This is a genomic window from Verrucomicrobiia bacterium (assembly GCA_019634625.1).
Lineage (GTDB): Bacteria > Verrucomicrobiota > Verrucomicrobiia > Limisphaerales > CAIMTB01 > CAIMTB01.
In genome coordinates this window covers 1-23,402 of record JAHCBA010000065.1, presented here as the reverse complement: position 1 = coordinate 23,402, position 23,402 = coordinate 1, and the positions used below count along the sequence as shown (strand labels likewise).

17 protein-coding genes are annotated in these 23,402 nt (G+C 66.9%); 12 read left to right on the top strand and 5 right to left on the bottom strand.

Annotated elements, in window-relative coordinates; all coding sequences use genetic code 11:
* From KF833_23045 to KF833_23030, 4 genes are all read left to right on the top strand, one after another.
* Window positions 1-247: hypothetical protein (locus KF833_23045; protein ID MBX3748197.1), on the top strand; the 247-nt coding region annotated here is incomplete at its 5' end.
* A 255-nt stretch (window positions 248-502) separates the two neighbouring features.
* Window positions 503-1,096 (top strand): MarR family transcriptional regulator, encoded by a 594-nt coding sequence (locus KF833_23040; GenBank protein MBX3748196.1) that lies wholly within the window; start codon window positions 503-505, stop codon window positions 1,094-1,096.
* Between the two features lie 74 nt (window positions 1,097-1,170).
* The gene (locus KF833_23035) at window positions 1,171-3,318 is read left to right on the top strand and encodes an AMP-binding protein (GenBank protein ID MBX3748195.1); all 2,148 of its coding nucleotides are present in this window, start codon (window positions 1,171-1,173) and stop codon (window positions 3,316-3,318) included.
* Between the two features lie 32 nt (window positions 3,319-3,350).
* A complete protein-coding gene (locus tag KF833_23030) occupies window positions 3,351-4,460 on the top strand; it encodes an amidohydrolase family protein (GenBank protein MBX3748194.1) in 1,110 nt (369 codons plus the stop codon).
* Window positions 4,461-4,513: 53 nt separating this feature from the next.
* On the opposite strand, the gene KF833_23025 is transcribed toward KF833_23030, so the two are convergent.
* A complete protein-coding gene (locus KF833_23025) occupies window positions 4,514-5,962 on the bottom strand; it encodes a PQQ-like beta-propeller repeat protein (protein ID MBX3748193.1) in 1,449 nt (482 codons plus the stop codon).
* Window positions 5,963-6,621: 659 nt separating this feature from the next.
* Complete coding sequence (gene rpmB, locus KF833_23020) at window positions 6,622-6,921, bottom strand: 50S ribosomal protein L28 (protein MBX3748192.1); 300 nt, start codon at window positions 6,919-6,921, stop codon at window positions 6,622-6,624.
* Window positions 6,922-7,072: 151 nt separating this feature from the next.
* On the opposite strand from rpmB, the gene KF833_23015 reads away from it, so the two are divergent.
* Genes KF833_23015 through aat form a run of 3 tightly spaced genes read left to right on the top strand, consistent with a single transcriptional unit; the run spans window position 7,073 to window position 8,619 of the window.
* The gene (locus tag KF833_23015) at window positions 7,073-7,381 is read left to right on the top strand and encodes an ATP-dependent Clp protease adaptor ClpS (GenBank protein MBX3748191.1); all 309 of its coding nucleotides are present in this window, start codon (window positions 7,073-7,075) and stop codon (window positions 7,379-7,381) included.
* Window positions 7,378-7,881: a hypothetical protein gene (locus tag KF833_23010; protein ID MBX3748190.1), complete on the top strand. Its 504-nt coding sequence runs from the start codon at window positions 7,378-7,380 to the stop codon at window positions 7,879-7,881. The genes KF833_23015 and KF833_23010 overlap by 4 nt, the downstream gene beginning before the upstream one ends.
* A gap of 18 nt (window positions 7,882-7,899) precedes the next feature.
* A complete protein-coding gene (aat, locus tag KF833_23005) occupies window positions 7,900-8,619 on the top strand; it encodes a leucyl/phenylalanyl-tRNA--protein transferase (protein MBX3748189.1) in 720 nt (239 codons plus the stop codon).
* A gap of 25 nt (window positions 8,620-8,644) precedes the next feature.
* Here aat and KF833_23000 read toward each other — a convergent pair whose 3' ends face one another.
* Window positions 8,645-9,394, bottom strand: coding sequence for a prepilin-type N-terminal cleavage/methylation domain-containing protein (locus KF833_23000; protein ID MBX3748188.1), 750 nt, complete (start codon window positions 9,392-9,394; stop codon window positions 8,645-8,647).
* Window positions 9,366-11,534, bottom strand: a complete 2,169-nt coding sequence (locus KF833_22995; protein MBX3748187.1) for a PQQ-binding-like beta-propeller repeat protein — start codon at window positions 11,532-11,534, stop codon at window positions 9,366-9,368. Before KF833_22995 ends, KF833_23000 begins: the two co-directional genes overlap by 29 nt.
* A 198-nt stretch (window positions 11,535-11,732) precedes the next feature.
* Here KF833_22995 and KF833_22990 point away from each other — a divergent pair, with 198 nt between their 5' ends.
* The 3 genes from KF833_22990 (at window position 11,733) to KF833_22980 (ending at window position 15,629) form a co-directional block, all read left to right on the top strand.
* Window positions 11,733-13,115, top strand: coding sequence for an MATE family efflux transporter (locus KF833_22990; protein ID MBX3748186.1), 1,383 nt, complete (start codon window positions 11,733-11,735; stop codon window positions 13,113-13,115).
* Window positions 13,112-14,731, top strand: a complete 1,620-nt coding sequence (locus KF833_22985) for a hypothetical protein (GenBank protein MBX3748185.1) — start codon at window positions 13,112-13,114, stop codon at window positions 14,729-14,731. The genes KF833_22990 and KF833_22985 overlap by 4 nt, the downstream gene beginning before the upstream one ends.
* A gap of 112 nt (window positions 14,732-14,843) precedes the next feature.
* On the top strand, window positions 14,844-15,629 hold the full coding sequence (locus KF833_22980) for a hypothetical protein (protein ID MBX3748184.1): 786 nt from the start codon (window positions 14,844-14,846) through the stop codon (window positions 15,627-15,629).
* 18 nt (window positions 15,630-15,647) lie between these two features.
* On the opposite strand, the gene KF833_22975 is transcribed toward KF833_22980, so the two are convergent.
* The gene (locus KF833_22975) at window positions 15,648-16,793 is read right to left on the bottom strand and encodes a low specificity L-threonine aldolase (GenBank protein MBX3748183.1); all 1,146 of its coding nucleotides are present in this window, start codon (window positions 16,791-16,793) and stop codon (window positions 15,648-15,650) included.
* A gap of 948 nt (window positions 16,794-17,741) precedes the next feature.
* Between KF833_22975 and KF833_22970 the strand changes: the two genes are divergently transcribed.
* Window positions 17,742-21,413, top strand: a complete 3,672-nt coding sequence (locus KF833_22970; GenBank protein ID MBX3748182.1) for an immunoglobulin domain-containing protein — start codon at window positions 17,742-17,744, stop codon at window positions 21,411-21,413.
* 76 nt (window positions 21,414-21,489) lie between these two features.
* Window positions 21,490-23,402 (top strand): CRTAC1 family protein (locus KF833_22965; GenBank protein MBX3748181.1); only part of this gene is annotated, 1,913 nt, incomplete at its 3' end.

Below are 23,402 nucleotides of genomic sequence, written 5' to 3'. Positions count from 1 at the left end.
CCCGGAGGCGATCCGGGCGGAACTGGCGCGGGGCGGGGAGTTGCCTCTGGGGCAGATCCTGCGGTTGCGGATCCGGCACATGACCGACGGGGTGTTCCTGGGCTCGAAGGAGTTCGTGGACCAGATGTGGGAGCGGCACCGGGACAAGTTCGGCAAGCGGCGCAAGAGCGGCGCGCGGATCATTCGAGGCGCCCCCATCCCGGGGCTCACTGTGCTGCGGGATCTCCGCGTCGATGCGGTGGGGTAAGCACGGCACCGGCCCAGTTCCAGCTTGGTTGGCCCAGATCTCGTACTCCCCCTTCAGCCTCTGTCCTCGAAGCACACGCTCCAGCGTGTAAAGGGTTGGATTCCCAGTCCGAAGCCGGCACATACCCCTACCTGTTCAGCCCTCCCGCTCCGGATCGTTCAACCTGTCGTCCAACACTTCAGCGGTATTGTCACTCTCCAACTCCAATAGGAATTTTATTGATTTATCAACTATCTATTTGCATACAAGGAACCCATGTCCGAAATCGCTGTCGAGAGCCCGCGATACCAGGCCCTCATCCAACTCCTCCGCACCGCTGAAGATCTATGGAATGCCAGCCGCACCTTCTTCCAGCGCTGGAACCTCAGCCCAAGCCAGTTCAATCTCCTCAACGTCCTTCGCCATCAACCCGCCGGCCGCTCCCAATCGGAGCTAAGTCGCTTGTTGATTATGCATCGGTCGAATGCCACCGGATTGGTCGATCGCCTGGAACGACGCGGACTGGTGCGGCGCCTCGACGATCCCCACGACCGTCGGATATACCGCGTCATCCTCACCCCAGACGGCGACCGACTCCTCGACGACATCCTCCCCCACTACTACGCCGCGGCTGAACGGGTCTGGGCCATCCACCCGGACGAGCGGGTCGCTCCCCTGGTCCGAGAACTCCAGGAGCTTGCTCGCCAGGCCGGCGCCGTGGCTTCCAGCCTGAATGCCTTCGATCCTTCCACTCCGGCCCACTCCGGCCCACTCGACACCCGTCGCCCCCGCCGAGCGTCCCACCCGCGACCCGATGCGACCGCCGCTCCCGCCCCTCCCGGGGATTCCCTGCGCACCAGCGATCTGTAAGTCTTCCTCCGTTGCCCCCCGCCCCCCGCCCCCCGCCCATTCCGCCCCAACTGCTTCCGGGAACACTCCATTCCATGAAAACCCTCCTCCTTTGGTTCGCACGGCTCTTCTTCCGCTTCCGCGCCTACAACACCGGGGTGCTCACCCAACCGGGCCCGGTCCTGCTCCTCGCCAACCACCTCTCATGGCTCGACTGGCTCTTTCTCGGAGTCTGGCTGGACGACGACTGGAAATTCGTCACCTCGAGCGAGGCCGCCGAACTGAGCTGGCTTCATCGGAAGGTCATGGTCAACCGGCGCACCTTCCCCATCGAGGTGACCTCCCCTTACTCGCTCAAGCGCATGGCCGAGTTCCTCGAAAAGGGCGGCCGCCTTGTTCTCTTTCCGGAAGGACGCCTTTCCCGTACCGGGGCTCTGATGAAGCTCTTCGATGGCACCGGTTTTCTCATCTTCAAGACCCGGGCCAAGGTCATCACCGCCTACCTGCGCGGCGCCCAACGTGTGGCGCTTTCTCCACACCCGGGCTGGAAACGTTGGTTCACGCCGGTTTCCGCCCACTTCAGCGATGTGCTCACCCCGCCCCACCCGGAGCAGGTCAGCACCACCGAAGCCCGCGGCATGCTCACTGCGTGGCTGCGCGACCGCATGGTCCACCAGCAATTCGAAGTCGAGATGACCTTCGGGCCCCGGCATCTCCTCGATGCCGTCGTGGAAATCGGGTCCCGCCGCCCCCGCTTCGAGGTCCTGCGCGACACCACCCAGCAGGGCCTCACCTACCGGCGTCTGCTGGTGGGCACCGACCTTCTCGCCCGTCAATGGCAAACCCTGCTGCGCCCGGATGTTCCCCGCGTCGGGGTCCTCCTACCCAATGTCAACGCCACCCCCGTCACCCTGCTCAGCCTCTGGGCCGCCGGCCGCATTCCCGCCCTGCTCAACTTCTCCACCGGCCCGACCGTCATGCTCCGTTGCTGCGAGTTGGCCGGCCTCCAGCAGATCATCACCTCCCGGCTCTTCCTGGAACGTGCCCGCATTGACGGACGCGCCTTCACCGACGCCGGCATCGAACTGATCTACCTCGACGACGTCCGCTCCCGCATCCCGGGTTCCGATCGCCTGCTCGCTCTCCTCAAAGGCTGGCTCACCGGGCATGCCGCGCTTCGCACCGGCGCGTCAGGCGACGACACCGCAGCCGTGCTGTTCACCAGCGGTTCCGAGGGCCTGCCCAAGGGAGTCCAACTCACCCACCGCAACCTCCTGGCCAACCTCCGTCAGATGCTGGCCTCCCTCGACATCCAGGACACCGACCGCTTCTTCAACGCCCTTCCCCTGTTCCACTCCTTCGGCCTCATGGCCGGCGTCGTCGCACCTCTCGTTCGCGGGGTCTTCTGCTTCCTGTACCCGTCGCCCCTCCACTACCGCATCGTCCCGACGCTGGTGTACGACACCAACACCACCCTCATGTTCGGCACCCCCACCTTCCTCAACGGCTACGCCCGGAAGGCCCACCCATACGACTTTCGAACCGTGCGCCTCCTGGTGGCCGGCGCGGAAAAGCTCCAGGAATCCACCTTCCAGTTCTACGCCCGCAAGTTCGGGGTCCGCGTCCTCGAAGGCTACGGTGCCACCGAGTGCAGCCCGGTAATCTGCCTCAATTCCCTCCTCGAACCTCGGGTCGGATCCGTCGGCCGGTTCCTCCCCGGCATCGAGTGGAAACTGGAACCCCAGGAAGGCGTGCCCGAAGGCGGCCGCCTCCTCGTCCGCGGCCCAAACGTCATGCAGGGTTACCTGAATCCCGATGCCAACGCCTCCTTCCTCGCCCTCAAGGGCTGGTACGACACCGGCGATATCGTGAAGGTCGAGGCGGACGGCTTTGCCTACGTCCTCGGCCGCCTTAAACGATTCGCCAAGATCAGCGGCGAAATGGTCAGCCTTACCGCCGTCGAAGACACCCTCGCCGGCGCCTTCCCCCAGTTCGGCCTGCGCTGCCAGGTCGCCGTGGTGGCCATGCCCGACGATGAAAAGGGCGAGAAGCTCGTCGCCGCCACCAACGAACCGCGACTCGCGCTCGAAGACCTGCGCGCTGTGATCCGTGGCAAAGGCTTCAGCAATCTCTGCGTCCCCCGCGAAATCCGCCACGTCCGCGAGATCCCCAAACTCGGCACCGGGAAGACCAACCATCGCGAACTGACCCGGTTGCTCACGGAATCACCCCAAACCGCCTGACCCGGCTCCCGGCCCGTTGATTCTCTTTCCCGATGAGCGTCCCCCCACCCCCAAGGCGCCGGCGCCGGCTCCTGGTCGCACTCACCCTGCTCGCCGCCGTCGGCCTGCTGGTTGCCCGCGCCCTGCTCTTCCAAGGCCCCTACCAGGAAATCACCGACCTGCCCGACCGGCCCATCGTGGACCTTCACTGCCATATCGCCGGCATCGGCGCAGGCGACAGCGGCTGCTTCGTGTCCCCGGCCATGCGGGCCAACTTCCGATTCAAGATCTACCTCGACGCCTTCGATGTGACCGAGGCGGATCTGATCGAGCACGGCGACATGTTGGTGGTCCGCCGCCTTTCGGAACTCCTCGCCCGCAGCCGCCACGTCCACCAGGCAGTTGTCCTCGCCATGGACGGTCCCATCGACGCCTCGGGCGAACTCGCCCGCGACCGCACCGAGGTCTACATCCCCAACGACTTCGTCGCCGCCGCGGTGAAACACCACACCAACCTCCTCTTCGGTGCCTCCGTCCATCCCCTGCGCCACGATGCCCTCGAACGTCTCGACAAGGTGGTCGCCCAAGGGGCGGTCCTGCTGAAGTGGCTGCCCTCCATCATGGACATCGATCCCGCCGATCCCAGGTTGATGCCCTTCTATCAACGCCTCGCCCACCACCGACTGCCGCTCCTCACCCACACCGGCGGCGAACGGTCCTTCACCACCGCCCGCGACGCGCTCGCGGACCCCCTCCGACTGCGCCTGCCCCTCTCCCTTGGCGTCACCGTCATCGCCGCCCATGCCGGCGCCGGCGGCGAGAACGAGGGAGAATCCGACTTCGACCGGCTCCGGCACCTGATGCGCGAATTCCCCAACCTCCACGCCGACATCTCAGCACTCACCCAGGTCAACCGGCTGGGCGCCTTGCGCGACGTCCTCGCCGCCCCCGAATGCCGTGGGCGCCTGGTGTACGGTTCGGACTTTCCCCTCATCAACACCGCCCTCGTCTCCCCCTGGTATCACCCCCTCCACATCCCCCTCGCCGAGCGTCAGAAGATCGCCGACCTCGACAACCCCTGGGATCGCGATGTCCAGACCAAGAAATCCCTCGGGGTCCCGCAGGAGGTGTTCACCCTCGGGGAGTCCCTCCTCCGAAGGTGAGCACCCCCCCCCGCGGAACCCGCCCATCGAGGGCGGGCGTACAGCCGCATCCATCAGCGCTCAACCAGGCAGTACAGATGCTCCCGACCGCGCAGGAACAGCTCATCCCCCACCACCGCCGGCGACGCATCGAACCCGTCATTCAGCGTGTTGGTCGCCAGTACCTTCAACTCCCGCGACCGCTCCAGCACCACCGTCGCCCCGTTCTGTCCCGGCCAGTAGATCCGGTTCCCCGCCAGAACCGGCGACGCATAGACACTCCCCAATTCGTTCACCCGCTCCTGCGAATAATGGGCCTTGCCGGTGATCGGATGCACTGCCGACAGAATTCCGGATGTCCGCTGGCAGAACAGCAGGACATCATCGAACAGCATCGGGGACGGCACGTACGGAGTGATCCGATCCTTGTTCGTCCACAGCACCGCGTCCGTGCCGGTCAGGTTCCCCTGACGCCCCCGTCGGATCGCCAAACCCGTCTCGTCCCGATGCCCGGACATCGCGAACAACGCCGTCTCGTTCGCCACGATCATCGGCACCGGATTCGATCCCAGTCCTGCGCACTCCCAGATCTGCTCCCCCGTCTTCGCATCGTAGGCCCTCACCGCATTGGACCCGCTCACGATCACCTCCGTCCGGTCCCCCTCCTGAAGCACCAGCGGCGTGGTCCAACCGGATCCCTCACGACGCTCGGTCTTCCACAACTCCCGGCCTGTCCGCTTATCCAATGCGTAGATGAACGACGGACCATTGTTGTCCTGCAAGACAATCAGCGCATCCCCGGCCAGTGTCGGCGAGGACCCCTCTCCAAATGTCACGTTCACCCGCCCAAGGTCCTTCTCCCAGATCCGGTTCCCTTCGAAGTCGTAGCAATGCAATCCGTGCGATCCGAAGGACACGTACAGCCGTTCCCCATCCGTCACCGGCGACCCCGAACTGTAACTGTTCGAGGGCTGCAACCGCCGTTCGTGCGGGAGTTCCTGCCGCGCAATCCGCTCCCACACCGGCTTCCCCGTCGCCCGATCCAGGCACAGCACCGTGAACGCCATCGGGGTCACCGGCGCTTCGCCGCCCCCTGGCCCGCGCCCCCCGAATCCACCCCCGCCCGGCCGTCCCCCACCAGGCCGCCCACCCTCCCTAGGAGGTCGCGGCTGACCTTGCGCCTGGCCCGCCACCTGCGGCGCCAGGTTCTCCAGACGCGCACCCTCGCGCACCGGCACCGTAGTCAGCACGAACACCTTGTCCTCCCAGATGATCGGCGTGGCATGGCCCCGCCCCGGGATCGCCACCTTCCACTTCACGTTCTTCTCCTCGCTCCATGTCAGCGGCGGATTCCCGTGTAGCACATGACCGTTCCCGGCCGGACCGCGCCAGGCTGGCCAGTTGCGTGCGTACTTGTCCGCATCGGCGCCCGACGCCGACCCGGCAACTCCGTGGACCAAGAGCAAACTCGCCAGCGGCAGCGACCACCGGCGAAGTGACCGATCGAAGGATCGTGAGGACATGGAGGGGATGATTTGGACGTGTCAGTGAATCAGTCCTCACCCCGCAGGCACGCCTCGGGGGCCGAACCCGGGGATCGAGGATACCGGGCACAAGACTGCCCCGGGTGATCCAGGGTTACACCAAGCCTTCGTCAGGCACGGACATCCTCGCCCATGCCGTCCCGGCAGGGCCGGCAGAAGTCTCACAGGACAGGCACACAACGCCGCCCTGACCTGCCCCTGACCCGAGGCAAGGCTGTCCGTTGTGGTCTATTGCGGGTTTCCACAGCCGCCAGACTGGAGCGCGGCGTCAATAGTAATAGGCCTGACTCGTTATATGGATCTATGTCAACGGAATTAAGCCTGCCTTATTGTTTTTCGTTCGGATCTACGTCAACTGTATAGCGCCTGCCTTATTGTTTTTCGTTTTCGATTTTGTTTACTCGCCCATGGCCCACGCCGCCATTGCGCCGATGTGGCGGCAGTTGGTATCGCGCCGAAGGGGACCGGGAATCAGCCGGTCAATCCACGGCAGCAGATCGCGAAAAGGGCTTTGGAGAATCTGTTCGAGATGGCCCAGCAGCGGAACGGGGTGCCAAGCCTTCGAGGCCGACACCCTTGACCGATGCAGCCCGGGCAAGCCTGGTCAAGCGCCTGGCACGGAGGGATCCGACCGTGGATCAGGTCGAAGCGCGGCTCTTGGTCTTCGCTTTCTTGTCGGTGACCGCATCCTTTCGCCAAGTCCGTTTGGGGGCCTTTACCACCAACCCCTTCTTGATGGCCTTGGCCGTCACCCGGACGTACCGCACCTCGCCGTTGGGAAGCAAGGCTTTCACCCGTTGCAGGTTCGGGAAGAACCGGCGCTTGGTGATCGCCGTGATGTGCGTCCCGATGCCCCCCTCCCGCTTCGGCTTGCCGCTTCGCCAGATGATGCTGCCCTTCGAAGGGCGAGCGCCCGTCATTTCACAAATCCGTGCCATGGCTGATTCCTCGTCGCGTCGTCAATAAAATGGTCGGGTTGCGTAACAAACCCCACGCCGAACAGCAAGCAGCATTTGGAGTGCGCACCCCAACCGAAAGAGGAACCTACTCCCGCGTGACCGCCCGCTCGCGGACTGGTATCGTCCTCCCATGGCCACGACGGCGGAGCCCTTGGTGACTCCCACCCCGACGACCGACACCCATACCCGTCCGGACGACACCGAAGACCCCGGCTACTTCGTCATCGTCTGGAACGATCCGGTGAATTTCATGGACTATGTCACCCACGCCTTCATGAAGGTCTTCGGCTGGCCCCGGCCCAGGGCGGAGAAACACATGCTTGAGGTGCACAACAAGGGACGCAGCATCGTGGCCCACGAGGGTTTCGAGAAGGCCGAGTACTACGTCCATCAACTTCAGGGTTACCACCTCCAGGCCACCATGGAAAAGGCCGGATGAAACTGCTCCTCCGCCAGCCCGACCGCCTGGTGTTCGCCCTGTCCTCCCGGGAGAAGACCCTCCTCGAGAACCTCATGGTATTCTTCCCCATGCGGCCCGACAACCCGCCCATCCTTTCCCGCGAACCCGACGCCCGCCTCACCGAGGCGACCGATCTCCTCCAATCCAATCTCCGCGAGCAACGCGCCGAACTGGCCGGCTGGATCCGCACCCACCTGTCCCCGGAAGGCGCCCTCCGCCCGCACGGCGAGGCCTGGATCCTCACCCTCTCCGGCGCCGACACCGAACGACTCCTCCAGGTCCTCAACGACCTCCGCGTCGGCGCCTGGCACAAGCTCGGCTGCCCCGAGGACATCGATGGCTCCCGCCTCGCCACCAGCCCGAGCCAGGCGCCCCTCTTCATGATCATGACCCTCGCCGGCCAGTTTGAGATGGTCCTCCTCGCGGCCGGCCACGCCGATGCCGTTGACCCCGAGGACCGGCCTCCTGAACCGGCCTGAAATCCGGTCCCGCACGTCATGGCGACGGCTCCCGCCACCCTGGATCACCGCCTCTGGTTCCCCGACCCTCGCACCGCCCTGCGCGACGGGCACCTCGATGGACTCGGGGCGGTCGGTGGCGATCTCCGATCCGAACGCCTCGCGCTCGCCTACCGCTGCGGCTTCTTTCCATGGACCGTCCGCCCCATCACCTGGTGGTCCCCAGACCCACGCGCCGTGTTCGAGCTGGGCCAGCTTCACCGCTCGCGCAGCCTCGAACGGACCCTCCGCCGCCAACCCTTCCGCCTCACCCGCAATCGCGCCTTCCGTTCCGTGATCGAAGCCTGTGCCTCAATCCCCCGACCCGGCCGCTGGATCGTCCCCGAGTTCATCGAAGCCTATTCCCTCCTTCACCAGCACGGCCACGCCCACAGCGTCGAGTGCTGGCTCGACGACCACCTCGTCGGCGGCATCTACGGCGTCGCCGTTGGCGGCCTCTTTGCCGGCGAATCCATGTTCCACCGCGCCAGCGACGCCTCCAAGGTCGCCGTCGTCGCCCTGCACGATCACCTCGTCGAACAGGGCTTCGCACTCTTCGATATCCAGATGATCACCCCCGCCACCGCCGCCCTCGGTGCCCGGGAAATCTCCCGCGACGAATACCTCCGTCGCCTATCCCGCGCCGTCGCCCTCCCCTGCCGCTTCGAAACCACCCCGGTCCATGAATCTTCCGGAGGGACGATCTCCGCGAGTCCTTGATCCATTGGGGGCTGCCCGGCGGCAATCAGCGCAACCGCGGGTCACGCCACCAGGACACATGCCCGTCCAGCCACAGCCGGTTCCGACCCCGCGCATGGGCCGAAAGTCCGCGCAATGCCTCTTCCACCCCGGGTGCTGTCGCCGGAAAATACACGTCCACTGCCCACTCCACCTCCGACATCCCCTCCGGCACCCCGACCATCGGTGACCGCGCCTCGCGCAGATCCAGAAGCCCCTGCGCCTTGCTCTTCCCCCAGAAATTGTCCAGAGGCACCGGATCCTCCTCCCGGTCAAACCGCCACATCCAGTACCGGACCGGCGCGGCGTTGGTGCCCGGCACCTGGCGCGTCGCCTCGACCTCCAGCACCTTGCGAGCCGCCAGCGAAGGGCATTCCCACACCGCCGCAGCCTGCACCTCGTTGCTCAACACCACCGCCGCCCAACCCGCCCGCGGATCGCTCGGCGGCCATCCGTCCCACGGTCGATACCCACCCGGCAGCGACGACTTCAAATCGCGCCGGTCCGGAAAGCGGTCGTCGTGATCCCCCAGATGCAACTCCCAGCCGAGGCCAATCTGCCGGAGGTTGGACCGGCAGGCGGTGGACCACGCATGCGCCTTGGCCCGGCCCAGTGCGGGCAGCAGCAGCGACGCCAGAATCGCGATCACCGCCACCACCACCAGCAACTCCACCAGCGTGAACCCTCCCGGGGGTCCCGGCACAATCCCCCGCCCCACCCGATGGCGCCTATTCCCGGGGCAGGGCGAACGCGACATAGGCATCTCCGCTCCGGGTTCCCAGTTTGCCGCCGCCACAGGCGATGACCACGTACTGACGGCCGTTCACCGCGTAGGTCGCCGGCGTGGCGTACCCCGCTGCCGGCAGGGACGCCTCCCACAGCACCTCCCCGCTCCGCGCATCGAATGCCCGGATCTTTTCATCCTTCGTCGCCGCGATGAACAACAGCCCGCTCGCCGTCACCACCGGCCCCCCGTAGTTCTCAGTCCCCGTCGGTGCCATCCCCTGCGCCGTCAACTCCGGCAACTCCCCCAACGGCACCTGCCACGCCAGTTCACCCCGGTTCAAATCGATCGCGGTCAACGTCCCCCACGGCGGCTTCACCGCCGGGTACCCGTCCGGGTCGGTCCACCGGTTGTACCCCGTGTGTCCGTACGGCGACCGGATCATCGCCAGGCCCCCCTCCGGCTCCGGATGCCGCTCCCCTGTTCGTCCCGCCTCCGGCGAAGGCTCGTCCCCCGTCCCAAGCAGCAGCCGCGCCAGGCCGCGCCGGTCGGGCTCCGACAAAAAGCTGAAGGCCGGCATCGTCCCGCGCCCCACATCCAGCAACCGCACGATGTCCTCCTCGGTCAACCGCTCCTCCAACCCGGTCAGCGGCGGAATCCCGCGACCCAGTTCCCCCTGCCGCTCCATTCCATGGCACGCCGCGCACACCGCACTGTAAAACTGCGCCGGCGTCCCCAGATTCCCCTCCCCCGTCGCCGCCCGCGTCTCCACCATCTGCAGAATCCACGGCATCTCGTTGGCATTGACATAGAGCCAGCCCGACGCCGGATCGAAGGCCGCCCCGCCCCACTCGGCCCCGCCATCGAACCCCGGAAAGATAATCGTCCCGTTCGTGCTCGGCGGCAGCCAGGGCTGGTGCGGAAGGATCTGCCGCCACCGCTCGAACACCGCCGCCCGCGCCGCCGGGGTCCGGTCCGTGATGATCTCCTCGCTGAAGAACTGCCGCGCAAACGGCGGCGGCTTCAACGGCACCGGCTGCGTCGGCCACGCCGATTCCCCCGCCAGATCCGAACGCGGCGCCGGCCGTTCCTCGATGGGAAACAGCGACCGCCCCGTCTCCCGCTCGAATACAAACACGTGCCCGGACTTGGTCACCTGCGCCACCGCATCCACCCGCCGCCCCTCGTGCTCGACCGTCACCAGCGTGGGCGGCGCCGGCAGATCCCGATCCCACAGGTCGTGCCGCACCACCTGGTAATGCCAGCGCCGCTTCCCCGTCGCCGCATCCAGCGCCACCAGGCAGTTCGCGAACAGGTTCTCCCCAATCCGATCCCCGCCCCAGAAATCAAACGCCGCCGATCCCGTCGGCACAAAAACCATCCCCCGCTCCACATCCACCGCCATCCCCGCCCAGCAGTTCGCACCCCCGGACACCTGCCACGCATCCGGCGGCCACGTCTCGTACCCGTACTCCCCGGGATGCGGAATGGTGTGAAAGATCCATTCCATCCGCCCGGTCCGGACGTCGTACGCCCGGATGTGTCCCGGCGCCGACGGACCCGGCCCCTCCGACACCCGCGTCGGCAGAATCAGCAGATCCCGATACAACGCTCCGGGCGTGTTCCCCAGGACGAACAAATCCTGCGCCGGCCGCCCCAATCCCTCCCGGATATCCACCCGTCCTCCATGCCCGAACGACTCGATCGGCCGTCCCGTCTCCGCATCGATCGCATGCAGAAAATAACCGGCCGTGTACAACACCCGCGCCCGGCCGTCCCCCCGCCACAACACCACCCCCCGGTTCACCCCCAGCGGATTGTTCCCCCGCCCGCCCGCAAACGGATCGAACCGCCACCGCTCCCGCCCGGTCTCCGCATCCAGCGCGATCAGTTTCAAGGCCGGCGTGGTCCCATACAGCACCCCGCCCACCACCACCGGATTGCACTGGATTTGCGTCCTCCCCTCCAGACTCGCATCGCCACTCCGGTAGGTCCACGCCACCTCCAACCGCCCCACGTTCCCCCGGTCGATCTGCGTCAGCCCCGAATAATGCCCCTGCCCCGGATCCCCCAACGCCACCGGCCAGTCCACTCCAGCCGCCCCCCACAAAGGCAGGGTCGAACCGACACCCATCACCAGCACCGCAAGGAGGAATCGCATGACGCCCCGCATCCTCCCGACCCTCACCCCAAAAGGCCAGTCCGACCGTGCTCAAATGGACTTAAACTTCGTGCATATGAACGAAGTTTAAGTCCATTTAGAACCCCGCTTCCCGGGCCCGCCGGCCGACCCATCCTCCCCCCCAACCCCCCCCCGCTCCCGACAATCCGCTGGCCCCGATCCCAGCCGCCCGGCAGCGTTGCCGCGCCGATGAACCTCACCGCCGACCCGATTCCTCGCCTGGTCCGGGACCTCGCCGTCCCGGCCAGCATCGGGTTCTTCTTCAACACCATGTTCAACGTGGTGGACACCTGGTGGGCGGGGCGCATCGCCACCCAGGCCCAGGCCGCCCTCTCCCTCTCCTTCCCCGTCTTCTTCATCCTCATCGCCATGGGCAGCGGACTCGCCCAGGGCGCCACCGCCCTCATCGCCAACGCCCTCGGTGCCGGCGACATCGCCCGGGCCCGCCACTACGCCGCCCAGGCCGCCCTCTTCGGCGTCGGCGTCGGCGCCGTCCTCACCGTCCTCGGCCTCCTCGTCGCCCCGTCCCTCTTCCGGCTCCTGGGCGCTTCCGACGAGTACCTCCGCTTCTGCCTCGCCTACATGAACCCGATCCTCGCCGGATCCGTGTTCTTCCTCCTTCAATCCGTCCTCAACGGCGGCCTCCAGGCCCAGGGCGACACCCGCACTTTCCGCAATGTCCTGATCGCCGGCTGCCTCCTCAATGCCATCCTCGATCCCTGGTTCCTCTACGGCGGCCTCGGCATCCCCCCGATGGGGATCGCCGGCATCGCCCTCTCCACCCTCCTCATCACCGCCGCCGGCGCCGCCTACATCGCCCGCTGCCTGCGCCTCACCCCGCTCGGACGCGGCCTCCGCGCGACGGACTTCCGCCCCTCCTCCGCCGCCTTTCGCGACATCGCCCGCCAGGGCCTCCCCGCCAGCCTCAACATGATGACCGTCGCCCTCGGAATCTTCGTCATCACCTGGTTCGTCAGCCGTTTCAGCGCGAAAGGGGTCGCCGCCTACGGCATCGCCACCCGCATCGAACAGATCATCCTTCTCCCCACCATCGGGCTCAACATCGCCACCCTCACCCTGTGCGGTCAGAACTTCGGTGCCGGCCGCCTCGATCGCGTCCGCGAAACCTGGCGCATCGCCGTCCGCTACGGCCTGATCCTCATGGGCGCCGGCGGCGTCGCCCTCCTCCTGGGCGCCGGCCCGCTCATGCGTGTCTTCTCCCAGGATCCCGCCGTCATCGACGCCGGAATAACCTACCTCCGCGTCGCCGCCCTGACCCTCGGCTCCTACGTCATCCTCTACCAGACCGTCTTCATGCTCCAGGGCCTCAAACGCCCCATGTTCGGACTCTGGATCGGCCTGTTCCGCCAGATCCTCGCCCCAGCCCTCGTCTTTCCGCTCCTCGCCTTCACCCTTGGCCTCGGTCTCCACGGCATCTGGTGGGGCATCGCCCTCGTCAACTGGGGCGCCGCCCTCGCCGCCTGGTCCTACGGTCGTTCCCAACTGCGGAACCTCGCCCCGTCCAGTCTTGGCTCGGAAGCCGTTTCCCCCCACCTTCGAACCGCGCCATGAGCGACCTCGCGCGCACCACCCTCTCGGTCCTCCGACATACCGCCGTGCGCCTGCGCCTCCAGCGCGCCCTCGACGGCCTCTGGCGTGGACTCCTGCTCGGTGCCGTCTTCTGGCTCGTCCTTCTCGCCGCCGCCAAGGCGTTGCCTCTCCCCCCGGCCCTCGCCCAATCCGCCTGGCTGCTCGTGCTCCTGACCGGCCCCGTCGGATTCGCCCTCGGTGGCTGGTGCCGCGTCCCCCTCCCCGAGGCAGCCCGACTCCTCGAACGTCGCCTGCCCCTCGCCGAACGTCTGACCACCGCCCTCGAACTCGCCAGCACACCGTCCCACGATTCTCACTGGACCCGCTTGGTCGCCGACGACGCCGATCGCGCCGCGCGCGCCATCGATCCCCGTCGGGACCTTCCCCTCTCGCTGCCCGTCATGGCCCGCTGGATCCCCGCGGCCCTGGCCCTCGTCATTGGGCTGGGATGGGTCCCGGAATACCGATCCCAGGCACGGCGCCATGCCCAACATCAGGCGGCCCGACTGCAAGCTTCAGGCCAGGACCTCTCCACCTGGGTCCGCCGCGATCTCCAGAACCGCCCCCCCCCAACAGAAACCACCCGCGAGACACTCGAAGAACTCGCCGCCCAGGCCGAACAGTGGGGTCGGACAGGCACCCGCCGCGACGACCCCGTGCGCCATCTCGCCCTGGCCGTCCACCGCCTCGAAGAAGAGGCCCGACTGCTCGCCGCCAGCCCCACCCCGGCCCGACTCCGTGCCGCCGCCCAAACCCCGTCCCCACCCTCCGCCGTCTCCTCCGCCAGTGGCCCCTCCCCGATCCCCTCCGAAATCCAACCCGTCACGGACCGCCCGATGAATCATGCCGCCGATCTGCACAGCCTCGCCGGCTCCCTCGATGCCGCCCAGGCCGCCCTCGACGCCTGGCACTCGAACGCCTCCCCGTCCGCCCGGCAGGACCTCGAACGTGCCCTCGATTCCCTCGCCAGCGCCGCCACCGCGCTGGGCCTCGACGCCGCTCCCTTCAACCCGGATCGCCTCCCTTCCACCGGTTCCGATCCCGCCGCGCCGATGTCCGCCGCCGCCCAGGCGCTCCAGGCCGAACTCGATCGCCTGACCCACCTGCAACGCCTCGCAGAGACCATCGAGACCCTGGAACAAGCCCAACGTGCCCTCCTGAATGACCGGCGCTGGCGGCCCTCCAGCCCCTCCTCGCCCTCGCCCTCCTCACTCGCAGCCGCCACCCTCGCAGCCCCCTCCGCTTCGGACGGCGATGGCTCCCCATCGGATCCCGGGATCGACTCTCCCACGGCGTCCTCCGGAGGCTCGCAACCTGGCCTCGGTTCAGCCCCCCCGAATCCCGATGCCTCCGCCCCAACCTCCGACCGCCCTTGGGCCGGACAGACCGAACTCACCCGCATCCCCGGCGCCCTCCTCCCCGAACCCAATCCGCTCACGATCCCGCTGCCGGGCCCCGGCCTGGGCTCCCCAGGCTCCACCCCCTACCGCCAGGCCGCTCAAGCCGCCCAGTCCGACGCCCGCCATGCCCTGAACCAGGACCGCATCCCCCGCGCCTATCGCAACGCCGTCCGCTCCTACTTCGAAGAACTCCCCTGATCCGCCACTCCGACCACGCCCGTCGCCGCGGTCCGAATGATGGCCAGACATTCACGGAAGGATGGTCTGGCGATGGCTTGACACCCCCGCCCACCATTTAACTCTGTCACCCATGACATTAACCCGACTTCTGGCCACAGGCCTCGTGGCGATCGGTGTTCAGGCGTCCGCCCAGGTTCCAGTCCCGGAACCGGGCCCTTCGGTGGTGATATCCAACCTCGCCTACACCGCCTGGTCGTCCGCCACCATCGCCGCCGCCGGCCGCGCCGAAGGCAGCATTGTCATCTCCAATCTCTCCACCGCCACCCGCGGCGGCATCGTCATTTCGAACATCAGCGTGACCTACACCGGCGAAGTCGGCCCGGCCACCCAGGTCGGCGGCCTTCACGGGGCCTCCGGGATCAACTACTGGGAACCGTCCACCCCGTTCCTCAGCCGCGCCATCTCCAACGCTCCGCCCATCTCCGACATCATCACCCTGGTCGGCGGGATCGGCGAAACCAGCCTGATCACCTTCTCCGAACCCGTCCTCGATCCGATCCTTCTCATTGTCAGCCTCGGCCGCGTCGATGTCGAAGTGCGGTACATCTTCGATCAGCCGTTCGAGATCCTCAGCCAGGGACCCGGATACTGGGGCGACGGCCTCTTGTCCCGTGCAGAAGGGAACGTCCTCGTCGGCTACGAAGGCCACGGCGCCATCCAGTTCTCCGGTCCCGTCTCCTCCATCTCCTGGACCGTCCCCGACGCCGAATCCTGGCACGGTTTCACCATCGGCATTCCGTTCGTCCCCAGCCCCGCCGGCGTCCCGGAAGGCGCACCAGGCCCCTGGCTCCCCCTGATCGCCACACTGACCTTCATCGGGTGGGCCGCCCGCACCCGCCCGCGCTCGAAGCCCTGACCGGGCACCGTCCCCCATTTAGCCAGTCTCCCCTCCGTGCCCTGCGGGCCACGCCACGCGAATGGCTGCCGCCAGAGCATCCACGTCCTCCTCCCGCGTGTCCCACGCGCACATCAGGCGGCACCCGGTTCGCCCTTCAAAGACATAGAACGCCCAACCCTCCGCCCGAAGCGCCCGGATCACCGGTTCCGGCAGTTCGACAAACAGGGCGTTGGATTCCCTCGGATGCAGCAATCGAATCCCGGGCAGACCGCCCAGCGCCGCTTCCAGTCGCTCCGCCATGGCGTTCGCCCGACTGGCGTGACGTCGCCATACATCCCCCTCCAGCAGACCGAGCCACGGCGCTGCCAGGTATCGCATCTTCGAGGCCAGTTGCCCTCCCTGCTTGACCCGGTATTCCATCTCCCGCGCCACCTCCGCATCAAACACCACCACCGCCTCGCTCCCCACCCCCCCGTTCTTGGTCATCCCCAGGCTCAGCACATCCACCCCTGCCCGCCACGTCACCTCGCCCGGCCCGCACCCGAGCGTCACCAGGGCGTTCGCCAATCGCGCCCCGTCCATGTGGACCTTCAGTCCATGCCGATGCGCCACATCCGTCAGCGCCGCCACCGCCTCCACCGCGTACACCGTCCCCCGTTCCGTCGCCTGGGTCAGGCTCAACGCCCCCGGCTTCGACGCATGCAGTGGAAAATGGGAGAGAATGGCCTCCTCCACCGACTGCACTGTGAGCCGCCCGTGCGCCCCTTCCAACGCCAGCAGTTGCGTCCCCCCGCCAAAGAACCCCGGTGCCCCGCACTCGTCCTGCCGGATATGCGCCTCCGCATGACAGATCACCGCATGGTACGGCCGGCACAACCCCGCCAGGGCGATTGCGTTCGCCGCCGTGCCGTTGAACACGAAGAACACGTCGCACCCCGTCCCCAACCACTCCCGGATCGCGTCGCACGCCCGTGCCGTCCACGGATCATCGCCGTACCCCAGGACATGCCCCCCGGCATTCGCCTCCTCCAGCATTCTCCAGACCTCCGGACACACCCCGGCATTGTTGTCGCTGGCAAACTGGCGCGGCCGCCCCGGAACTTCGTTCAACACCGCCCCATGCAACCGGCCCCACTCCCGCCCCGCCAAGTGCAATCGCTCCGCCCCGACGCTCCGAATCATTGACAGTTAATAGGTCAGGCGCTTTGCCGTTGACGTCCGATTCCAGCCGCCCCTCCGACAAACCCGATGCCGCCGCGGTGGATGGATCCGCCGGTCAACAGCACTCTGCCTGACTATTTGATTTGAGTGATTTAATAGGTCAGGCGCTTTTCCTTGACGCCCGGTTCCAGCCCGCCCCTCCAACAAACCCGATGCCGCCGCGGTGGATGGATCTGCCGGTCAACAGTAATCCGCCTGACTATTTATACTGAATGAATGTCAACAGCAATATGCCTGACTATTTATATTTATATCTTAAGATCCCCCCTTCGAAGGATCGCCCTCCCGCCCAGCCGGCTTCTACCCTCACTCTCACTCTCACTCTCAAAGGGTGCTTCCAAACCGGTCTTTCTCGCACGCACGCCCCCAAACCTCCTTCGCCCGCCAGGGCGGTTCGAACCCAATAATCCACAGGCCAGAACGGCCCTCCAGGGATTCGCCCTGGCAAGCCGTGCATCCCGGAGTTGTGGGTGAGGAGGCAGCGAATCGGAGGGACGAGCTCCGCGAGTCCTCAATCCAACGCTCCACTTCCCTTGAGGCCTCGTGGAATTCGGCCCTACGAAGCAACGCTTCGCGACGTTCGCGCCTCGACCCACAACTCCAGGATGCACCGCCGGCAAGTGCGCCTCGGTTTGCAGCTTGACCCGGTCCGATCCCCACATCTAAACACTCCGGTCCGTCGGCAGCCGATGGGTACCGGATCGCTTCTGAGATCGGACTCGCGTTCGCAGTTCAGGACGGGACCTGTATTCGAAACTACCACGGCGCGGCCCGGCGTGCTCCAAGGCACATCGGTCCCCCGCGCGTCGTCCGTGGTCGCTGTCGGCAGATGACCCTGATACAAATTCAATTCACCACACCCAAACTTGGCTCCACCCTGCCGAATCCTGCCCCACTCCAACCCCATCCATGAAGCCTAGTCACCCTCTCCTCCTATCGATCGCCCTGGCGGCCGCCCCATGGGCCTCCGCCCAGGAAATCACCCCGGTCTGGGTCCAGCACACCGCCCTCCCGGAAGCCCAGATCAAACACCCCATCCTTCGCGCCCAGTTCGGCGACGAAACCCCGAACGGCACGTCTGTCATGGACTTCTGGTCGGGCTTCGAACGCTACGACGCCACCCGCGTCGTCATCGGCGTCAAGGAAAACGGCATCAATGAGTCCGACCCCGGCCTCTCCGCCGCCCAACGAACCCTCGCCGAACGCTACCCCGACCGCTCCCTGATCTACCTCGACGCCGCCACCGGCGACTACATCGGCATCGCCCATGTCATGCCGCTCCGCCCGGTGCCCATGGAGCAGGAGTGGATCGACCGCGAAGGCTCCCTCGACGGCTTCGAATGGAAGTGGGCCTTCGATGACGGCGCCCCCGGCCAGAAAGCGATCTACTCGACCTACAAGAACAAGATCCTCCGCTGGGCGCCCCTGCCCGAGGGCGGCTGGTCCAGCACCCCCACCATCGCCTTCGAGGAACCCACCCCCGGCACCCAGGCCGCCATCGAGGCCGAGGCCGCCGGCATCACCACCGAATACTCTGAAGCCGACGGCCCCTGGTGGCAGTGGCGCTTCGCCCACCTCCGCGTCAGCGGCAGCGGCGCGGATACCAGGATCATCGCCGGTGGCATCACCTGGCGCCGCGGCATGCACAACCAGTACCTCGCCACCACCGACGGCCTGAAGTTCAAGCCTGTCGCCCGCGTGAACGACCGCGACGGCGGCCTCAAGACCACCTACGGCGGCGGCGGCCAGGGTACCAGCGCCCTTCGCCATGGCACCGACCCCACCCGCCCCAATCTCCTCACCCAGTACAAGTGGGGCTACCCCTCCGATCAGGGTGGCGGCGTTCGGCGCTTCACCTTCGATCCCGACGACGTCGGCAATGTGAAGGAGAGCAACCCCGGCAAAGGCTACGACCCCGACATGCAGGTCGGCTTCTTCAACCAAAACCACGGCAGCCATGGCATGCCTGGCTGGGAATGGGACCAGGTGGGCGGTTGGCCCGGAGAAGTGCGGGACACCTATGATGGCCTCTGGCCCGCCAACATGGAGGGCGCCGATGAAGTGGACTACATCGTCTCCTACTCCATGCCGAGCTGGAACAACACCCTCGGCGGCAATTACCGCCCCGGCTGGCTCGCGGTCCACCGCCTCAACGGCGACACCGCCAGCGGCAACAGTTCCTTCCAGATCCCGGTCACCGAAGAGGACGAAGGCAATCCCGCCGTCGGCCCCTTCTTCGGCGTCACCCGCGGGGATGTGCAGGTCTATCCCGATCCCGAAGTCCCCAACAAATCCACCGTCCTCTGGGCCGGTGAAAGCATTGGCTTCGGCGTCTTCACCGTTCAAAACACCCCCGCCACCCTGGTCTCGAGCCCGGCCAGCCAGACGGTCGCCGCCGGCTCGACCGTGACCCTCACCGCCGAAGTCACCGGCAGCCCCAACGACTTCCAGTGGTACCGCAACGGCATTCCGGTGCCGAAAACCCCCTACACCCCGGGCGCCCGCAAGGTCTCCCTCACCATCACCGAGGTCACCCAGGCCGATGCCGGCACCTACGTCCTCCGCTGGAACAATCCCGTCAGCGGTCCCGGCGCCACCGCGCCTGCCGTCCTCACCGTCACCGGTGCCCATGTCCGCTGGGCTGGAAGCACCGACATCTTCCTCGAGGCGGCCATGCTGCCCTTCGAAGGGGAACTCACCACCGGAGCGAACTCCTTCACCCTCACGACCGGCGGCTACGGCGCCTTCAATACCGCGGGCTTCGAGAATCCCGACAACCGCGGCGACTTCGGCTACTTCCGCTACGAAACCGTGGTCGGTGACTTCGACAAGAAGGTCCGCGTGGTCAGCCTGACCTCCCAGGACGAACTCGAAGGACCCGCGTCCCTCGCCCGCGCCAGCCTCATGGTCCGCGAGTCCCCCAACGGCGCCATGGCCCGTACCCTCGAGATCTTCGCCGCCAATCCCGATGGCGCGAACCTCGTCCGCGTCGCCGGCCGTTCCCGCACCGGACAAAACTACTCCCCCACGATGAGCCGCAACTACCCCGGGGTCGCCGAAAACCTCCCCAACCAGTGGCTCCGCATCCGTCGCGTCGGCAATGCCTTCTCCTTCTTCGTCGGCACCGACGGCAACACCTGGTCTCTCATCTCCGAACAGTACGAGGCCATGTCCGCCACCCTCTACGTCGGCGCCTACGCCGCCACCGATGAGATCAACGGCGTGTCCACCGTGCGTGCCGAGTTCGCCAATTACGGCGATCATATCGCCACCGATACCACCCCGCCGGCCCTCGTCTCCGTCGGTACCCTCGACAAACTCACCGTGGGCGTGAAGTTCTCCGAGGCGGTCAATCCCCTCACCGCCACCGATCACCGCAACTACTCCATCAGCCAGGGCACCATCTACAACGCCCGCATGGGGCTCAGCGACCAGACGGTCTATCTCGATGTTGCCGGCCTCACCGCCGACACCTTCACCGTCACCGTCCAGGGCGTCGTGGACCTCGCCGGCAATGCCGTCCCCGCCGGCTCCTCCGCCTCCGGCCGCCGCTCCAACTGGATCTCCACCGACATCGGCTACATCCAGGACCTCGCGGCACGTCCCACCCCGGGTGACGATCCCTACGTCGTCGGTCGCGCGGTCGCCATCTCCTCCACCACCAACCCGGAGGTCGAGATCATCGGCGGCGGCTCCAACGCCTACAACATCGGCGACTACATGCACTACCTCTACCGCGAGTACACCGGCGACTTCGATGTCGTCGTCGCGGTCAACCGCTTCAACCGCCGTGGCATCGCCGGCGGCTACGGCAACGGCGGCCTCCACATCCGCGCCGGCCTCTACCGGACCGACAACGACGAAATCGGCGAGAACACCAAGGTGCCTTCCTACGTGAACATCACCTACTACGAGGGCTCCGACCCCAACCGCGCCGCCATCGAACTCAACCGGCCCGCCCCCGGCGACGGCTACGGCAATAACAATCCCAACGACAACAACACCGAGATCGACGGTCTCCTCGGCTTCTTCACCGGCCTCGGCGCCATCAACGCCGCCGGCGAACTCTCGCCCCAATACTCGCCCACCCAGGCCAAATGGCTCCGGGTCCAGCGCGTCGGCCAGGCGTTCACTTCCTACCTCTCCTACAACGGGACCACCTGGCTCGAACAGGACGCCCCCAATCGCATCATGGAAAACCTCCCGGCCACCGTCCTGGTCGGCTTCGGCCACCAGAACGACACTGGCTACGGCGTCCCGCCGGAAGACAACACCTACGGCGGCAACGGCACCCCCCATCAGAACGAATCCAACTACGGCGTGCTCCGCATCAGCCGTCTCGGCGACTTCGTCACCATCGACGATGAGGGCCCCGGCCAGCCCGTCATGCTCGAAATCGCCCGCGCCGCCGGCGGCGCCCTCACCATCAGTTGGACCGGCAGCGGCGTGACCCTCGAATCCGCCACCGCCGTCACCGGGCCGTTCAGCCCGGCCGGCCTGCCCGTCACCACGATCGGCGACCGCCATACCGTGACCGTGACCCCGAGCGCAGCGGCAGCCTACTATCGCGCCCGGCGCTAAACCCGGTCCGCGCCCCGCGCGGGCTCCCATCCACTCGAAGGGCCGGGCGAAAGCCCGGCCCTTTTCTTTTCATCCCATGCACCGTCGCTTCCCCGCTCCCCATCCCTTCCGCGCTACGATCGGACTCCTCCTCCTCGCGATCCTCGTCCCGTCCTTCGCCCCGGCCATCCACGCCGCCCCCCGCTGGACCCAGCTCGACGGATATCGCCGCGCCCCGCTCCCCCTCCCCGCCCAGGGGCAGCCCGGCTTCACCTCCATCCCCGCGGTGCCCGCCGGCATCCGCTTCACCAATCGCCTCTCAGAAGTCGCCGCCCTCACCAACCACATCTTCCTCAACGGTTCCGGCGTCGCCCTAGGCGATATCGACGGCGACGGTCTCCCGGACCTCTTCTTCGCCTGCCTCGAAGGTCCCAACCGCCTCTATCGCAATCTTGGCAACTGGCGCTTCCAGGAACTCGACCCGGGCCCCGCCGCCTGCCCCGACCAATACTCCACCGGCGTCGCCTTTGCCGATGTCACCGGCAATCGTCACCTCGATCTCCTCGTCAACGGCATCGGTACCGGCACCCGGCTCTTCCTCAATGACGGCTCCGGCCGGTTCTCCGAGGCCCCCGATTCCGATCTCCCCACCCGCCGCGGCGCCATGTCCATGGCCCTCGCCGACATCGACGGCGACGGTCACCTCGATCTCTACGTCGCCAACTACCGGGCCTCCACCATGCGCGACGCCTTCCAGCTCCGCTTCTCCGTCGCCATGATCCAGGGCCAGCCGGTCGTCACCCGCGTCAACGGCCGCCCCGTCTCCGAACCCGACCTCGTCGGACGCTTCACCGTCTCCCCCAACGGCGTCCCCATCGAGCACGGCGAGGTGGACCGGCTTTACCTCAACGACGGCACCGGACGGTTCCGCCTCGTTCCATTCACCACCGGCGCCTTCCGCGATGCCAGCGATCAGCCCCTCGCCCGCCCCCCCTTCGACTGGGGCCTCTCCGTCATGTTCCGCGACCTCAATGGCGACGGTCTCCCGGACCTCTACGTCTGCAACGATTTCCATTCCGAGGACCGCGTCTGGATCAACCGTGGCGACGGCACCTTCCGCGAAGCCCCGCCTCTCACCCTCCGCAAGACCAGCCACTTCTCCATGGGCGTGGACTTCGCCGACATCGACCGCGACGGCCACGAGGACTTCTTCCTCACCGACATGCTCTCCCGCCGCCACCGCAACCGCATGCGCCAGGTCAGCGGTCACATGCCCCAATCCCACCCCGTCGGCGCCGTCGATTCCCGACCCCAGTACGTCCGCAACACCCTCTTCCTCAATCGCGGCGATGGCTCCTACGCCGAAATCGCCCACTTCGCCGGACTCCACGCCTCCGAATGGTCCTGGGGCCCCGTCTTCCTCGACGTGGACCTTGACGGCTACGAAGACCTCCTCATCCCCACCGGCTTCGAACGCGACGTCCAGGACATCGACGTCGCCGACGAAATCGAGCGCATCCGTCTTCGCGACCGGCTCCCCGACTTTCAGGCCCTCATGCTCCGCCGCCGCTTCCCCCGTCTCGACATCCCCAATGTCGCCTTCCGCAACCGCGGCGACCGCACCTTCGAGGACGCCGGCGCCGCCTGGGGCTTCCAGTCCACCCGCGTCTCCCACGGCATTGCCCTCGCCGACCTCGATGGCGATGGCGACCTCGACCTCGTCATCAATTGCCTCAACGACGGCCCCCTCCTCTACCGCAACAATTGCCCCGCTCCGCGCCTCGCCATCCGTCTCCGCGGCGCCCCCCCAAACTCCCACGGCATCGGCGCACGCCTCCTCGTTCGCAACGGTCCCGTCCCTCTCCAATCCCAGGAGGTCATCGCCGCAGGCCGTTACCTCAGTTCCGACGATCCCCTCCGCGTCTTCGCCGTCCATCCCGACCAACGCCCCCTCTCCCTCGAAGTCCGCTGGCGTTCCGGCCGTGTCTCCCACCTCGACGGACTCCTCCC

Bases quoted from the DNA above. Each gene is read 5' to 3' on its own strand.
- KF833_22995 (MBX3748187.1), bottom strand. From the start codon at position 11,534: ATGCGGGGCGTCATGCGATTCCTCCTTGCGGTGCTGGTGATGGGTGTC.
- KF833_22975 (MBX3748183.1), bottom strand. From the start codon at position 16,793: ATGATTCGGAGCGTCGGGGCGGAGCGATTGCACTTGGCGGGGCGGGAG.
- KF833_23030 (MBX3748194.1), top strand. From the start codon at position 3,351: ATGAGCGTCCCCCCACCCCCAAGGCGCCGGCGCCGGCTCCTGGTCGCA.
- KF833_23040 (MBX3748196.1), top strand. From the start codon at position 503: ATGTCCGAAATCGCTGTCGAGAGCCCGCGATACCAGGCCCTCATCCAA.
- KF833_22970 (MBX3748182.1), top strand. From the start codon at position 17,742: ATGAAGCCTAGTCACCCTCTCCTCCTATCGATCGCCCTGGCGGCCGCC.
- KF833_23010 (MBX3748190.1), top strand. From the start codon at position 7,378: ATGAAACTGCTCCTCCGCCAGCCCGACCGCCTGGTGTTCGCCCTGTCC.
- aat (MBX3748189.1), top strand. From the start codon at position 7,900: ATGGCGACGGCTCCCGCCACCCTGGATCACCGCCTCTGGTTCCCCGAC.
- KF833_23035 (MBX3748195.1), top strand. From the start codon at position 1,171: ATGAAAACCCTCCTCCTTTGGTTCGCACGGCTCTTCTTCCGCTTCCGC.
- KF833_22990 (MBX3748186.1), top strand. From the start codon at position 11,733: ATGAACCTCACCGCCGACCCGATTCCTCGCCTGGTCCGGGACCTCGCC.
- KF833_22985 (MBX3748185.1), top strand. From the start codon at position 13,112: ATGAGCGACCTCGCGCGCACCACCCTCTCGGTCCTCCGACATACCGCC.
- rpmB (MBX3748192.1), bottom strand. From the start codon at position 6,921: ATGGCACGGATTTGTGAAATGACGGGCGCTCGCCCTTCGAAGGGCAGC.
- KF833_22980 (MBX3748184.1), top strand. From the start codon at position 14,844: ATGACATTAACCCGACTTCTGGCCACAGGCCTCGTGGCGATCGGTGTT.
- KF833_23015 (MBX3748191.1), top strand. From the start codon at position 7,073: ATGGCCACGACGGCGGAGCCCTTGGTGACTCCCACCCCGACGACCGAC.
- KF833_23025 (MBX3748193.1), bottom strand. From the start codon at position 5,962: ATGTCCTCACGATCCTTCGATCGGTCACTTCGCCGGTGGTCGCTGCCG.
- KF833_23000 (MBX3748188.1), bottom strand. From the start codon at position 9,394: ATGTCGCGTTCGCCCTGCCCCGGGAATAGGCGCCATCGGGTGGGGCGG.